Origin of the sequence: Pantoea sp. USMM079, from assembly GCF_037153115.1 — a bacterium.
Classification (GTDB): Bacteria; Pseudomonadota; Gammaproteobacteria; order Enterobacterales; family Enterobacteriaceae; genus Pantoea; species Pantoea communis.
The window spans coordinates 1-14,819 of sequence record NZ_JBBCKX010000022.1; the positions used below are offsets into that span (position 1 = coordinate 1).

14 protein-coding genes are annotated in these 14,819 nt (G+C 53.2%); 9 read left to right on the plus strand and 5 right to left on the minus strand.

Features of this window, described 5'->3' with window-relative positions; all coding sequences use genetic code 11:
- Positions 1 to 178: 178 nt before the first annotated feature.
- A complete protein-coding gene (locus tag WFP70_RS20965) occupies positions 179 to 640 on the minus strand; it encodes a helix-turn-helix domain-containing protein (RefSeq protein ID WP_097118777.1) in 462 nt (153 codons plus the stop codon).
- A 107-nt stretch (positions 641 to 747) separates the two neighbouring features.
- Positions 748 to 1,206 carry an acyltransferase gene (locus tag WFP70_RS20970; RefSeq protein ID WP_097118776.1) on the minus strand — a complete coding sequence of 153 codons (459 nt, stop codon included), beginning with the start codon at positions 1,204 to 1,206 and terminating at the stop codon, positions 748 to 750.
- A 364-nt stretch (positions 1,207 to 1,570) separates the two neighbouring features.
- On the opposite strand from WFP70_RS20970, the gene WFP70_RS20975 reads away from it, so the two are divergent.
- Genes WFP70_RS20975 through WFP70_RS20985 form a run of 3 tightly spaced genes read left to right on the plus strand, consistent with a single transcriptional unit; the run spans position 1,571 to position 2,914 of the window.
- Entirely contained in the window at positions 1,571 to 1,819 is a 249-nt protein-coding gene (locus WFP70_RS20975; protein ID WP_058961653.1) for a hypothetical protein, read from the plus strand.
- On the plus strand, positions 1,779 to 2,153 hold the full coding sequence (locus WFP70_RS20980) for a hypothetical protein (RefSeq protein ID WP_337024309.1): 375 nt from the start codon (positions 1,779 to 1,781) through the stop codon (positions 2,151 to 2,153). Before WFP70_RS20975 ends, WFP70_RS20980 begins: the two co-directional genes overlap by 41 nt.
- Before the next feature lie 59 nt (positions 2,154 to 2,212).
- On the plus strand, positions 2,213 to 2,914 hold the full coding sequence (locus WFP70_RS20985; protein ID WP_337024310.1) for a GNAT family N-acetyltransferase: 702 nt from the start codon (positions 2,213 to 2,215) through the stop codon (positions 2,912 to 2,914).
- 127 nt (positions 2,915 to 3,041) lie between these two features.
- Here WFP70_RS20985 and WFP70_RS20990 read toward each other — a convergent pair whose 3' ends face one another.
- Positions 3,042 to 4,211: an ROK family transcriptional regulator gene (locus WFP70_RS20990; RefSeq protein WP_337024311.1), complete on the minus strand. Its 1,170-nt coding sequence runs from the start codon at positions 4,209 to 4,211 to the stop codon at positions 3,042 to 3,044.
- A 261-nt stretch (positions 4,212 to 4,472) separates the two neighbouring features.
- On the opposite strand from WFP70_RS20990, the gene WFP70_RS20995 reads away from it, so the two are divergent.
- The 5 genes from WFP70_RS20995 to WFP70_RS21015 are packed head-to-tail and all read left to right on the plus strand — an operon-like array spanning position 4,473 to position 9,503.
- Positions 4,473 to 5,720, plus strand: coding sequence for an extracellular solute-binding protein (locus tag WFP70_RS20995; RefSeq protein ID WP_337024312.1), 1,248 nt, complete (start codon positions 4,473 to 4,475; stop codon positions 5,718 to 5,720).
- Positions 5,721 to 5,729: 9 nt separating this feature from the next.
- Entirely contained in the window at positions 5,730 to 6,638 is a 909-nt protein-coding gene (locus tag WFP70_RS21000; protein WP_182057917.1) for a carbohydrate ABC transporter permease, read from the plus strand.
- Positions 6,628 to 7,467 carry a carbohydrate ABC transporter permease gene (locus tag WFP70_RS21005; protein ID WP_166932540.1) on the plus strand — a complete coding sequence of 280 codons (840 nt, stop codon included), beginning with the start codon at positions 6,628 to 6,630 and terminating at the stop codon, positions 7,465 to 7,467. Before WFP70_RS21000 ends, WFP70_RS21005 begins: the two co-directional genes overlap by 11 nt.
- A gap of 2 nt (positions 7,468 to 7,469) precedes the next feature.
- A complete protein-coding gene (locus WFP70_RS21010) occupies positions 7,470 to 8,417 on the plus strand; it encodes a carbohydrate kinase family protein (protein ID WP_442956362.1) in 948 nt (315 codons plus the stop codon).
- A 3-nt stretch (positions 8,418 to 8,420) separates the two neighbouring features.
- A complete protein-coding gene (locus tag WFP70_RS21015) occupies positions 8,421 to 9,503 on the plus strand; it encodes an ABC transporter ATP-binding protein (protein ID WP_337024313.1) in 1,083 nt (360 codons plus the stop codon).
- A gap of 189 nt (positions 9,504 to 9,692) precedes the next feature.
- Here WFP70_RS21015 and bamA read toward each other — a convergent pair whose 3' ends face one another.
- The gene (gene bamA, locus WFP70_RS21020) at positions 9,693 to 12,131 is read right to left on the minus strand and encodes an outer membrane protein assembly factor BamA (protein WP_337024314.1); all 2,439 of its coding nucleotides are present in this window, start codon (positions 12,129 to 12,131) and stop codon (positions 9,693 to 9,695) included.
- Between the two features lie 205 nt (positions 12,132 to 12,336).
- On the minus strand, positions 12,337 to 13,746 hold the full coding sequence (locus tag WFP70_RS21025; RefSeq protein WP_337024315.1) for an MFS transporter: 1,410 nt from the start codon (positions 13,744 to 13,746) through the stop codon (positions 12,337 to 12,339).
- 116 nt (positions 13,747 to 13,862) lie between these two features.
- Between WFP70_RS21025 and WFP70_RS21030 the strand changes: the two genes are divergently transcribed.
- Positions 13,863 to 14,717, plus strand: a complete 855-nt coding sequence (locus WFP70_RS21030) for a helix-turn-helix transcriptional regulator (protein WP_337024316.1) — start codon at positions 13,863 to 13,865, stop codon at positions 14,715 to 14,717.
- Positions 14,718 to 14,819 lie beyond the last annotated feature (102 nt).

Below are 14,819 nucleotides of genomic sequence, written 5' to 3' on the forward strand. Positions count from 1 at the left end.
CTACAATAACTGGCATCCCCATAAAGGGCTGAAAATGCAGTCACCAAGGGAATACAGAAGTTCGCTGCTGGCTATAAATTAACCGTGTCCGTTTTAGCGGGGGCAACTCCACAGACGCAACAGATATATCAATAATACTGCCCGTGTAACGCGGGCACCGGATAAGGCGAGTGAGTCATTAGTAAAGACCGAGTCCTTGGCTTAAGTCAGCCAACTCCTGCATAGCATTATTACTTTCACTTTCGCGCTGAGCTTTATAGCGCATCAGGTCTGCAAAAAGCACGCGGCGATGGCGGCCAGTTTTATGATATGGCAGCTTCCCCTCTTCCAATAGTTTCACCATATGAGGCCGTGAGACATTGAGGATATTGGCTGCTTCCTGTGTGGTTAATTCAGCATGAACCGGAACGACCTGCACCGCATTTCCAACGGCCAGTTCTCCCAACACCTTCATTAGCAACGTTAAAGCTGAGGTTGGCAACTCGATTTGGTGAGTTTCGTCGTTTGCATCCTGAATGGATATGACTTGTGTCTCCAGCTTTGTGGAGAGAAAAGTCGCCAGTTCTCTTTGTCCACGTAGAGCGGCCTCAATTTCCTTCTGAGCCGGAAGGCTGACATTGTCCAGAATTGAGTTTGTCATGAGTTTTCCAGTTTCTTAGTTCGTGAATTACAGCGCTCTAATACTAATCGAAACAAACGAAACAAACAACATCCGAAATAAACGAAACAACCAGTCTGTTCCTTGTACTATAGCAACCGCAGTAAACGCGCCGGGTTTCCGGCGTAAACGCCCTTCTGCGTGATGTCTTTCGTCACCACACTGCCCGCGCCGATGACCGCGCCATCGCAGATGCTGACCGCCAAAATACTCGCGCCACTGCCGATTGAGACGTTGTTACCCAGCGTGATGCGCGCCCAGCTTTCTCGATCGGCATTGGGTTTGCCATCCCGGAACATATCGTTGGCGAACATCACGCCGTGACCAATAAAGCAGTTTTCGCCCACGCTAACGTATTCGCAGATAAAGGTGTGCGACTGCACTTTTGTGCCTCTTCCAATCACCGTATGTGCCTGGATTTCGACAAACGGACCGATGAAGACATCGTCTTGCAGGGTGCAGCCATAAACGTTCGCAGGCTGGTAAATCGTAACGTTACTACCGATTTCAACGTTTTTGACTGCGACTTCGCGTAGATTTGGCTGCATTTTAGCTCCATTTGTTTTGTTCTGAAGATTCTCGTCCGAGATATATTTTTAATAATGTGACTGAATCTACTTACACGTTTTAACAACACATACTCTCGGTTTTGGAAACTGTAAAGCTAACAAGTTGAAAATTAAAAATCGAGACATATATGGCCATAAAACAGTATTAAATCTCGTTACCGAAACCATTAACAATATGATTTAAATAGAAATTATTTTAACACTTCGACCATTTAAATATTGCACATTGCTCAGCGGATGATAAACTCATCGCGAATTGTTTATCGGCTTGTCGCTAAAACTGCATAAAAGGTGTAATTTCTGTCATCTATAATCGAAGATAGTTTCTTGATTGGGAGTCTGTATGTTTAAATTTGACATGCAAATAGAGCAGAATTACGCCTCATTCTTTGATGCTGAGAGCGGCAACGCCGTCTTTGTCGATTCATTTGATAATGAAGAGTTTGATGTCCGGATGGGAACGCTAAGCTACAGCGCCCATGTTGCGACCGTTCATGCACTCTCAAATGAAGAGCTCAATCGCAAACTGAGCGAGGTTGCTGCGCAGCATTATGACCATAACGGAACAACAACTCCTGGATTTGGAAGCTGATATCAATGACATCCTCGCTGAAGACTGCGCCAGAATTCATTTTACTTTCCATGCCGCATTTGAACGACTAAACGATCCGCGTAATAAACCATCCATCACATTACATGAACTGGATAACGTATTTCAGACATTCATTCAAACACACCTTTCTACGATAATTGATTATGATGAAGGTACGCGTTTTGTATTAAAGTGCAATAAAACACATTTACATTTTCCGTGTGCAATTACCCATGACAGACAAGTCGGTAAGTTATGGGTGGTACAAAATGTCATTACGGTAATGCGTAAAAAAGATTTTAAATCGCCCGATAATTTTCTTGTTATAAACTGAGTGTATTATGGCGACACAGTGCCTTTGCACATAATGTGCAACTCAGCCAGGGAAAGACGATGACGCAACTAAATCAATATGGTCAGCCAGTGGGTGAAGCTTTGCCAGACTGGCAACCACTGCCCTCGCCAACTGCGATTCCGCTTAACGGCCGCTTTTGTACGCTTGAACCGTTAGATATTGCGCACAGTCACGCTTTGTTTGCCGCCTTCTCAAGCGCACCAGACGATCGGGACTGGACCTGGCTGGGCGCGACACAGCCCGCCTCGTTGGCAGAGATGGAAAGTTGGATCAATGGAAAATGCCAGGACAGCGGATTGGTGAGTTACGCGGTGATCGACCACCGCACTCAGCAAGCGGTTGGTGCGGTATGCTTCGCCAATATTGACGTTCAAAACGGTGCGATTGAAATCGGTCATGTTACCTGGTCACCGCTGATGCAACGCAACGTGCTGGGCTGTGAAGCGATCTACTTGTTATTGCAGCAAGCATTTGGATTGGGCTATCGCCGGGTGGCCTGGCGTTGCGACTCCACTAACCTCGCCTCACGTCGGGCAGCGGAACGTCTTGGCTTCACTTATGAAGGGCGTTTCCGCCAGGCAATGACACGTAAACAGCGCAATCGCGATACCGACTGGCTGTCGATAATTGATGGTGAATGGCCGCAGGTGAAGCATGCGATATCGGCCTGGCTGGCGGCGGATAATATGGATGAGCACGGCCGGGAGCAGCAAAAGTTGAGCGTATTTTTCGCAGGTTAAATCCTATCAAGTCACCTGCCTCAGCGCAGGCGCCAGGAACAGTATTCTGGCAGATGGCAAGTCAGGATTTCCGTCGTTTTAACGTCATTTAAGGGCAGGAATGGGTCTTGCCTGCGCATTGTTGTCCTTATTTCATCAACACCTGAAACTGCGGATTAAACTCGTCAAATATCGGCAACGCTGCGGCACCCAATGCCGCAGTATCACTGCCGGTCATGCCCGTTTTCAAACGTGAGCCGGTGAGATAACGCCCGCGCACCGACTGAAAGAGCGGCGGCAGGCGCTGAATGATCTTATCCAGCAGCGCGGCGGGCATCATGCCGCCGATGATCACGCTCTCCGCATCGAAAATGCACTCCAGCATATTGATGCCCTGACGCAATGGCGTCAGCACGGTATCAATCCAGCGATCAAATACTGCAGGATCGACGGCCAGCAGATCGTCCGGCAACGCGGTCATCGGGTCCAGCCCACAGAATTCATAGGCCGCCTGCAGTGATACATAGCGTTCGAGGCAACCGTGATTGCCGCAATAGCATTCACGTCCGCCCGGTTCCACCACCACATGCCCGATTTCTCCGGCGTTGTGCGCATGACCGCTGTAAACATGGCCATCCATGATGATGCCAGCGCCTAATCCAGTGCCGATGTAGAGATAAATAAACGAGTTGAGATGGCGCGCAACGCCGTGGAAACGCTCCCCAATCGCCGCGACCGTGGCATCGTTCTCCAGCGTGACCGGCACGCCGCTCATTTCGGCCAGCCTTGCTTCGATATCGACCGACTCCCAGCCGTGCAAGGTAGTGGGACCCACCGAGGAAATCCCCTCAACGCCAAACGGACCCGGCATCACTACGCCGATCCCCAGGACTTTCTGCCAGCGGTGACCGAGTTGTGTTTTGATCTCTGCCAGCACCTCCGCAATGCGCGCTAAAGTGGCATCGGGCTGGGGTTTTTGCACCAGAATAAGGCGGCGGAAATGAACTTCACCGGTGAGATCCACCAGCACAATCAGCAGGGTTTGGTGGTCGAGATGAATGCCGATGGAGAACGCACTGGCTGGATTGAGGATTACCGGAATCGCCGGTTGCCCACGCCCCTGCTTGCGCGGTTGGCGGCTGGTAAGCAGTTCGGCGGCTTCCAGTTCAGCCACGATATTGGAGACGGTTTGCGGGGTTAAGGCGGTGAGTCGCGCCAGCTCAGCCCGCGTCAATTCACCGTGCAAGCGGATCGCTTCAATGATCACACGACGGTTGTGCGCGCGCGCATGCTCCAGATTGGTTCCTGATGTTTTCATCCCGCTTCCCTCTTTTCACGCCCGCGACTGCCAGCGCATCAATATCTATGATCGGCGACACAATTTACAACCTGTTTACCTGACAGCAGCAAAAATCTGTGGAGAGTAGTGTCCAGCGGCAAACGAGATTTATGCCCTGGCACGTCACTTGCTTTAGTTCATTGATGTCAGCTGCAGCAACCTGACAACCTGTGCGCGTTATTAAATCAATCAAATTGATTTAATTAAACACCCTCTTCTTGCATCAAGGCGGAAAATGTTATGAAAATCCGGTTTTCGACCACATTGAAAGGCTGTGCCATCGCGGTCATGTTAGCCAGCGCCGGTAGCGCGGCAGCCGCAACCACCCTCAATGCGCTGTTTATGACTCAGGCGGCTTACAGCGAAAATGATATTCGCGCCATGACGCAGGAGTTCCAGAAAGCGCATCCGGATGTGCAGGTGAATCTGGAGTTTGTGCCGTACGAAGCGCTGCACGACAAAATTGTCGCGGCGCGTGGCGCAGGCGGTAACGGCTATGACGTGGTGCTGTTTGATGCCATCTGGCCTGCGGAATTCACCAAGTTTGATCTGCTGCAGGACGTCAGCAGCCGTATCGCCGCAGACGAAAAAGAGAAGATCTTCCCCGGCGCAATGAACACCGTGGTCTATAACGGCAAAACCCTTGGCATGCCGTGGATCCTGGATACCAAATATCTCTATTACAACAAAGCGATGCTGGAGAAAGCCGGGATCTCCACCCCGCCGCAAACCTGGCAACAGGTGATTGATGACTCACGCATCATCAAACAAAAGAACATCGTCAAATATCCACTGGTGTGGAGCTGGTCGCAGGCGGAAGCGCTGGTGTGTGATTACACCACATTGGTATCTGGCTTTGGCGGCAAATTCTATAACAACGGCAAGCTCGATTTCTCCAGCCCGGCCTCATTGCAGGCGGTCAAGCTGATGAAGAGTTCGCTGGATGAAGGGCTGAGTAACCCAGCATCACGCGAATATCTGGAAGAGGATGTGCGCAAAGCCTTCTCCAACGGCGACGCCGCGTTCGCGCTGAACTGGACCTATATGTACAACATGGCTAACGATCCGAAGCAGAGCAAAGTGGCCGGTCAGGTCGGGATCGTTCCGGCACCAGGCGATGCACCGGGTAAATTTGGTGCGGTGAACGGTTCTATGGGGCTCGGCATCGCCAAAGGCAGCACCCACGGTGACCAGGCGTGGCAATACATCAGCTACATGACTTCGCAACCGGTTCAAAACAAATACGCTACCCTGAGCCTGCCCATCTGGAAAAGCTCATATCAGGATCCGGCGGTATTGAAGAACCAGGAAAGCCTGATCGCAGCGGCTGACAAATCACTAAACGTGATGCTGTCGCGCCCGGAAACCGCTGATTATTCCCGTCTTTCCAACACCTTGCAGCAGCAATTGCAGCAAGTGCTGGTGGGCAGCGCCGCGCCAGACGCGGCCATGCAGGCCGTGGATAAAAGTGCGGCGCGTTTGCGTTAAGGGGTTAGCATGCTGAGTTTGCGTCAACGCGAACAGCGGCAGGCATGGGTGCTGTTAGCACCCATGTTGCTGGTGATGCTGTTGCTCACCGCCTGGCCGCTGCTGCGCACCATCTGGCTGAGTTTCACCGATGCTGCCCTCATTGGCAGCGGTGAAGCACCAGCCTGGGTGGGTGTGGAGAACTATTTGTTCGCCATCACCGATCCCGATTTCCAAACTTCGCTGTGGCGCACGCTCTACTTCACCGTGGTCTCGGTGGCGTTTGAGGGTGTGATTGGCGTGCTGGTGGCATTGTTACTGAATCAGAAATTTGCAGGACGCAACATTTTGCGCGTACTGGTGATTCTGCCCTGGGCGCTCCCGACGATCGTCAACGCCATGATGTGGCGTCTCAACTTTAACCCCGATTACGGCAGCATTAACGCCTTGCTTACACAACTCGGCATTATTGATGGCTATCGTAGCTGGCTGGGATCGCCGGATTCGGCGCTCAACGCGGTGATGTTTGCCGATATCTGGAAAAACTATCCGCTGGTGACGCTGCTGGTGCTGGCTGCGCTGCAATCCATCCCTGACGATCTGTTTGAAGCGGCGCGTCTGGATGGCGCATCCGCCTGGCGGCGCTTCCGTGCCATCACCTTTCCGGCGATTGTCGGTCCGCTGAGCGTTGCGCTGGTGTTGCGTACCATCGATGCCTTCAAGATTTTCGACATCATCTACGTGATGACGCGCGGTGGTCCGGTCGATAGCACTAAAACCCTGAGTTTCTACGTTTATCAGGAGTCGTTCAGCTATCTGCGCGCGGGCAGCGGTGCCGCCTATGCCATGTTAATGACATTGCTGTGCGCCGTGCTGATCACGCTTTACATGTTGTTATTGTGGCGTCAGCGCCGCAAAGGGAGCGCGTATGAAGGCTAAATTACGCAGCACGGCCAAATATGCCGCCGCGCTGCTGGTGGCGATTTCCGTACTCGCGCCGATGGGCTGGCTGTTTCTGATGAGCGTCAGCGCCACCAGCGATCTCACGCGAGTTCCGCTGGAATGGTTGCCGCGCCAGTGGGACTTCAGTCGCTACGGCCGATTGATCTCACTGGAACCCGGCCAACCCGGCACGCTGTTCCTTCATGCGTTGGGTAACAGCCTGTTAGTGGCAACCGGGGCGACGATTATCTGTCTGCTGCTGGCCATTCCAGCGGCATTCAGCTTCTCCCGCTACCGTGGTCGCGATGGCTGGCTGTTTGCCTCGCTCGCTATATATATGGTGCCGCCAGTGGCGTTTGTGCTGCCACTCTACTTCCTGCTGCAACAGTTTGATCTGCTTAACACGCGCCCCGGTTTGATCATCGTTTACTGCTCGCTGATCCTGCCGTTTCTGACGTGGATGCTGAAAAACCAGTTCGATGCCTTACCGCAGGATATTGAGCAAGCGGCGCGGCTGGATGGCTTGCGCGTCTGGCAGGTGCTGCTGCGCATTACCCTGCCACTGGCGAAACCAGTGCTGGGTGCAGCGGCGCTGTTTGGCTGGTTGCTGGCGTGGGATGAGTTTTTCTATGCGCTATTGTTCACCAGCAACATTGCGGCACAAACCTTGCCAGTGACGATTGCGGGCTTTACCGCCGGACGCGCCACCGATGATGGTTTGATCGCAGCGGTCGGCATTCTGGCATCCGTGCCACCGCTGTTTATTGCTATCTGGCTGCAGAAAACGCTGGTGAGCGGCCTGGCCAGTGGCGGGAGCAAAGGATGAAGATGAACATGGACACTACCGCCACGCTGTATGTGGTCGGCAATATTAACGTCGATTTGATTATGGGCACCCTCGACCACTGGCCGCAGCGTGGCACCGAAGTGATGATGAATCACAGCGAATTGCGTCCCGGCGGATCGGCGGGCAACTGTGCGTTAGCACTGGAAGCAATGCAGGTGCGCCATCGTGCAGTGGCAAATCAGGGCGATGACGGCCTGAGCGCCTGGCTGGGCAGTTACTTTCCACACAGCGTCGCCCACTGGACGCGCTATCACTGTGAAACCTCACTCACCGTGGGTGTGACGCACTCCGATCACGAGCGATCCTTCCTCAGTAATCTTGGCCATATCGTGCGGCTCACCGCCGAAGATGTGCTGAATCAACTGCCGCTGCGTGCCAATGAAGGCGATATCGTGCTGCTGTGTGGCACCTTCCTGTGCCTGCATCTTTACAACGAATACCCGCTGTTACTGAGTGAGTTGCAGCAACGCGGATTTACCACCGCCGTGGATACCGGATGGCCGCCGCAGGGTTGGACCGAAGAGGTTCGCCAGCAGATGACGCAGTGGTTGCCGCTGTGTGACTGGCTGCTGCTCAATGAGGTCGAAACGCTGGGCCTGATGGACGCGGAGGATCTCAACATGGCCGCCACCCAACTCGCACAACGACTCAGCGGGCGTGGTGGTTGCGTGGTCAAATGCGGTGCGCAAGGCGCAGGTTGCTGGCAATCACATCAGCACTTCAATCAACCCGCTAAGCCGGTCACGGTAGTGGATACCATTGGCGCAGGCGACAGTTTTAACGCCGGTTTTCTCACCGCACTGCTGCATCAGCAGAATATCACCACCGCGCTGCAATGGGGCATCGCGGTGGCGTCACTGGCAATCAGTACCCAGCCACGTCGCTATCCCGACTGGCATCAACTGCAACTTTCCGCACAGGAGCGCTAAATCATGGCCAGTGTTGAACTCGTAAAAGTGGCCAAGCGCTACGGCAAACAATCGGTTCTGCATCCGCTCGACCTTAACATTCCCGACGGCAGTTTTACCGTACTGGTCGGTCCGTCCGGCTGTGGTAAATCCACCTTATTGCGTCTGCTGGCGGGGCTGGAGAGCCTGTCGGATGGCGCAATCATGATGGATAAAGTGGCAATCAACGATCGCGATCCCGCCGATCGTGATATCGCTATGGTGTTTCAAAGCTATGCGCTTTATCCACATCTGACGGTGGCAGAGAACCTCGCGTTTCATATGCAGGTGAAGAAAGTGAAGCGCGAAGAGCAGCAGAGCAAAATCGAACGCATCGCCGGGATTCTCGGCATTGATAAACTGCTCGGGCGCTATCCGCGTGCGTTATCCGGTGGGCAGCGCCAGCGTGTGGCGATGGGCCGCGCGATGGTGCGCAATCCGCAAGTGTTCTTATTTGATGAGCCGTTGTCCAACCTCGATGCACAGCTGAGGATGGAGCTGCGTGCCGAGATCAAATCCCTGCATCAACGCTTCAAAACCACCATGGTGTATGTCACGCACGACCAGGTGGAAGCCATGACCCTGGCCGATCAGATTGTGGTAATGAAAGAAGGTCGCATTGTGCAGCAGGGTGCCCCGCTGGCGATTTATGACCGACCAGCGGACACGTTTGTGGCGCGTTTTATCGGATCACCGCCGATGAACCTGTTACCCGCACAGTTAATCACGCGCGAGGGCATTCCGGGTGTGCAGTGCCAGGATTTATGGCAACCGCTACCTCTGCGCTGGCAAGCGGCGGCACGTGAATGTGATGGAGCAAAGGTGACGCTGGGTGTGCGTCCTCACGATCTCATCGAGGCTGACACGCGCGCGCTCGCCACGGTAAAAGTGGTCGAAATCACCGGTGAATCCACGTTATTGCATCTCGAATGGCACGGCCATGCGATGCACATGCAGATCGCCGGTCGTCATGCTGCAGTGAGTGGTGATCAGATTCGTATTGGATTCAACGCCGAGAAGATTCATCTGTTTGATGCAGAAAGCGGATTACGCCTGAGCGAAGGTTAAATAATATAAAAAAGCCACCCAAATGGGTGGCGAAATATATTGATAGAAAATGCATAACAACGATGGTGGCAGGCACTCATTCCATAAGCACCGTACCCTGACTATTTTACGCAAACGGCTATTTTATTCTGTTCTCTCTGTTTAAAGATAACGTAAATCTTACTTCTTTCTTTAACAGAGAAATACCCACTACCAGGTTTTCCCGATATTAAACTGGAACTGTTCAGACTTATCGCCTTCATATTTTTTGATTGGCAAGGCATAGGAGAACACCAGTGGACCAAGCGGCGATTGCCATTGCAGCGCCAGACCGCTGGAAACACGGATTTCACTTGGATCACCATAATCCGGAATGCCTGCCGCGCGCGTTGCCGCGGTATTTTCCCATTTGGTATCCCACACGGTACCGGCATCGACAAAGAATGAAGTACGCAGTGAATCCGCATAGCGATCGCTGACAAACGGTGTTGGAACAATTAATTCCGCGCTCGCTACTGCCATGGCGTTGCCGCCCACTGCGTCATCTGATTTAGATACCGCGCAATTACCGTAGCTGCTTTCACTGCCAGCACAGCTGTAATAAGCCGCTTTTGGACCGATGGTATTGGATGAGAATCCGCGCACGGAGCTGGAGCCGCCGGCGTAGAAGTTGTCGTAGAACGGCACTTCTTTGCCACCGAACCCATCCGCATAGCCCGCTTTGGTGCGGCCCATCAACACCCAGCGATGGTCACTGCTAAGCGGTAAGTATGCGTTGGCACTCAGCGTACTTTTGTAATAGCTGTTGGTCGATCCCGGGATCGTCACTTTGGTGTTGAAACCCGCTGCAACCCCCGAGGTTGGGAAGAAGCCGCGATCTAACGAATTGTAGTTCCAGCCAATGTTCCAGAAGAAGTCATTAGCGACAAACTTCTCATCGCTGGTGGCGTAATCGTCATCATCATCTTCATTAGTGGTGATGACTTTCGGATGGATGCCCTGCGATCCCAGATAGCGCCACATCGAGACCTGTGGTGCCATATTACTGACGCGGTTGTAGGTGTAATCCAGCCCTGAACTCAGATTACTGTTTTCGCTGATCGGGAAGCTTAACGTACTGCTGGCACCAAAACTCTTCAGCGTGTATTCAGACAGGTCATTATCTTCGGCGCTGTAGTCGTTGTAGAACAGTTTACCGCCAAGACTCACGCCATCCACGGTGAAGTAAGGATTGGTGGCAGCAATCTCAACATAGGTTTGATAACTGTTTTTAGTGCCGCTAAAACTCACGGTATTACCGGTACCCATCCAGTTATCCTGGCTGACGCCAAGCTGGTAACTGATGCCGCTGTCGGTGCCGTACCCAAGACCCACGTTGAAAGTGCCGGTGTTACGCTCTTTCACCTTATACACCACATCGACCTGATCAGGGCTGCCGGGCACACGCTGGGTATCAACATCGACGCTTTCGAAATAGCCGGTACGATTGAGACGGGCCTTACCTTGATCAACCGCATCGCTGGCTAACCACGACCCTTCCATCTGGCGCATTTCGCGACGTAACACCGAATCCTTAGAGGTGTCATTGCCGCTGAACTTCACCTGACGCACGTAGAAACGATGCCCTGCTTCAACATTCACATGCAGTTTAACGGTTTTGTCTGCATCGTTAATTTCAGGCTGAGAACTGACTTGCGGGAAAGCATAGCCGTAGCGACCGAGCAGCGCTTTGATCGCGCCTTCGTTCTCAGTAATTTTGGCACCGCTGTATAAAGCCCCTGGCGGTATATGGGCCAGTTTCTCAATTTCGGCGGAGTGTCCCGCCATATCGCCGTTCAGGATAACATCGGAAATATGGTAAACATCGCCTTCATGAATATTGACTGTCAGATAAATACTTTTCTTATCGGGTGTTAAACTCACTTGCGTTGAATCAATATTAAAACGTGCAAAACCGCGATCGAGATAATAGCTACGCAGTGTTTCTAAATCGCCGGACAGTTTTTGTTTCTGATATTTCTGATCGGCAATAAAATTCCACCACGGCACATCATCACGTAACTGGAAATGAGAAATTAATTCATCAGAGGAGAAGGCGTGATTACCGACAATGTTGATCTGCTGAATTTTCGCCGAGACGCCTTCGGTAAACACGAACTTCAGATCGACACGATTGCGTGGCAACGGCGTGACCACGGCTTTGACGCTGGCAGTGTATTTGCCCGCGCTGTAGTAGAAATCTTCCAGCCCTTTTTCAATATCCGAAAGCGTGGTGCGATCCAGCGCTTCACCGACTCGCACACCGGTAGCATCGAGATTTTGCTTCAGCTGATCTTCTTTGATCGCCTTGTTGCCGGAGAAGGAAATGCTGGCAATGGCCGGACGTTCTTTCACACGAATGAGCAGCGCATCACCATCGCGCAGCACTTGCACATCTTCGAAGTTGCCAGTGGCAAATAGCGCACGAATGGTGTTGCGAATATCGTCATCCGAGACGCGATCGCCCACGCGTACGGGCATACTCAGCATTGCTGCACCCGGTGCGACGCGCTGCAAGCCGTCAAAGTGAATATCCCTGAGGGTGAAATCGTCTGCACCAAAGGCTGTGGTGGTTACCATGAAAAGTAACCCGGTTAACATCTTTTTCATCTGCTATGAGCCTGCCGTTTTTCCATTCAACGCATTTCTGCCGCACCACAAAAAAACGGGCTGAACACGCGGTTCAGCCCGTTAGTTGCGGCGATATGTTCCGGAAAAAAGACCACTGCGCCAAAGGTAAATTCAGCGCAATCAACGGATTTTCGCTTACCTTACAGTAAGCTGAAAAGCCGCTGCAGAAATCACAGCATAAGGATTACCCTTCCGCCGTCACCGGCTGGAAAGTGCGACGGTTCAGACTGGTCAAAATCACCAGCGTCACCATCATTAACAGCTCCACGCCCAGGGTGCCGGAGATGGCCGCCAGGTGATTACCATGCATGTTAATCTGAGTGAAAACGCCTCCGAGCAGCATCGGACCCAAACCGAGTGCCGATTGCTGTACGGTGGATAACACCGCACTGCCCGCGCCCGCCTGATGATGCGGTACACCGCTCATGCCAATGCGATAGAAGGTGCTGACGATAAACGACTGACCGAAGCCAATCAGGATGGTGGCGGGCATCAGGGTAAAGACGCCAACATCAGGCCAGGCAAACTGGAAAGTCCCGATCAGTGCAATCAAACCGATCATCTGGATGCCGCAACCGGTCAGTAACGTGGTGCGTTTACCAAAGCGTTCCACCATGCGCGTTGAACGCATCGCGCCGATGAAGTAGGCAGCGCCCAGTGCGATAAACGCGTTTCCCGACTGAAATGCAGTTAAGCCAATGCCTGACTGCAGCGTCAGCGCTACCGCGAACATAAAGCCGCTCCAGCAGGAGAAGAACAGCACCGCCAGGGTTAAACCAAAACGAACGCTTGGCAGACGCAGCAGCGAAGGGGGCAGCAACGGCGAACCACCTTCTGCTTCCAGACGCAGTGAACTCTGACGCAGGCGATGCAATAACACCGGGAACAGCACCAGCAGCAGAATGCACGGCCATGACCAGTGCAGCAGCGGACCGAGCGCCAGGGCCAGCATCAAACAGCCAATCGCGCCTGCAAGCAGCAAGGTGCCGCTGACATCCACCGGCACGCGCTGATGATTGTGGGTTTCAGGCACAAAACGTCGCGCGGTGATCAGCACAAACAGGCAAATCGGCAGGTTGATCAGGAACACGCTGCGCCAGCCGTAGCCGCCGATATCCGCTTTGATCAGGAATCCACCTAACACCTGGCCGATGATAAAGGCCAGCCCACCAATGCCGCCGTAGAGACCAATGGCGCGTGCGTGCTCCCTGCCCTTCATGGTGACATGCATAGTGGCGAGGATTTGCGGCACGATGAAAGCCGCGCCGACACCCTGTAGTGCGCGAGCAAACATCAACAGGCCGACGCTGTTGGCGATGCCGCATAATAAAGATGCAATACCGAAGATCCATACTCCCGCCAGGAATATCCGACGACGTCCGTAGTTATCCCCCAGGCGTCCGCCCATCGCCAGGCAGATGGCGAAAGCAATGCCGTACACGGCGACAATCAGCGCCAGCTCAATCGATGTGGCGCGCAACGTATGCGCCATGGCATCCAGCGCCACGTTGACAATGGAAAAATCGATCATGGGCAGCAGTTGCCCTGCCAGCATGACCACCAGTCCCGCGCGTTGAAGTTGCGATGTGTGCATCGGTTTTAACCTTGTTTTTAAGTGCAGTACGGCATAGCATCACCTAACTATTAAACGGGTACCAGTTCTTGTTTATCATGGTATAAATACTACCCGTCTCGTTTGGAGATCTGCTCATGAGCACGGCTACTGCCCCCGTCACGGCTGAACACAACAATCGAAAACTACTTGGCACTTTTTTACGCACGCGTCGTGAAAGTCTCGATCCTAACCGTCTGGGCTTGCCGCATATGCGTCAGCGTCGCACGCCCGGATTACGCCGTGAGGAAGTGGCGCAGTTAGCGGATGTGGGCGTGACCTGGTATACGTGGCTGGAACAGGGACGCGATATCAAAGCCTCGCCGAAAACCCTGACGGCCATTGCCACGGCATTGCAGTGCAACGATGTCGAGACGCAGCATCTGTTTTCCCTTGCCGGACACTCGTTGCCCTCGGTGCGGGTGGCCGCTGCCTGCTGCAAAATCGCGGCACATAATCAGCAGATGCTGGATGCGATTCAGTTACCGGCGATTATCGAAACACCGCGTTTCGATATTCTTGGCTATAACGCCGCCTGGTGTGCATTGATGGGCGTGGATCTTGCGGAGATCGCCGTGGAGGATCGCAACTGCATCTGGCTGGCGTTTAATCATCCCGGCTGGCGCAAAGCGATTAATGACTGGGAAGACGTGATGCCGCAGATGGTGGCGATGTTTCGTGGACAGATGGGCGAACACCTTGGCGATCCACACTGGGAGAGTTTTCTCGCTCGTTTGCTGAATAGCTCGGATGAATTTGCCCAAACCTGGCAACGCTACGAACTGGGCAAGGTGGAAAATCGGCTGAAGCGTTTTTACCGCGAGGAAGTCGGTGAAATGACGCTGCGCCAGAATAACTGGTGGTCTGCTTCACGCAACGGCGACCGCCTGCTGGTGTATGTACCGGATGATGAGCAGAGTGCGGCATCGCTGCAGCGATTGATGAAGTCGTAAAATTGACCACCTGCGCCGCAATGCTCGAGGTCTGGTGATGCAAACGGCTTGAGCGGGCTTCAGGCCGCTGCAGCCGCTTAACCACATCACTATGCCTAGGAT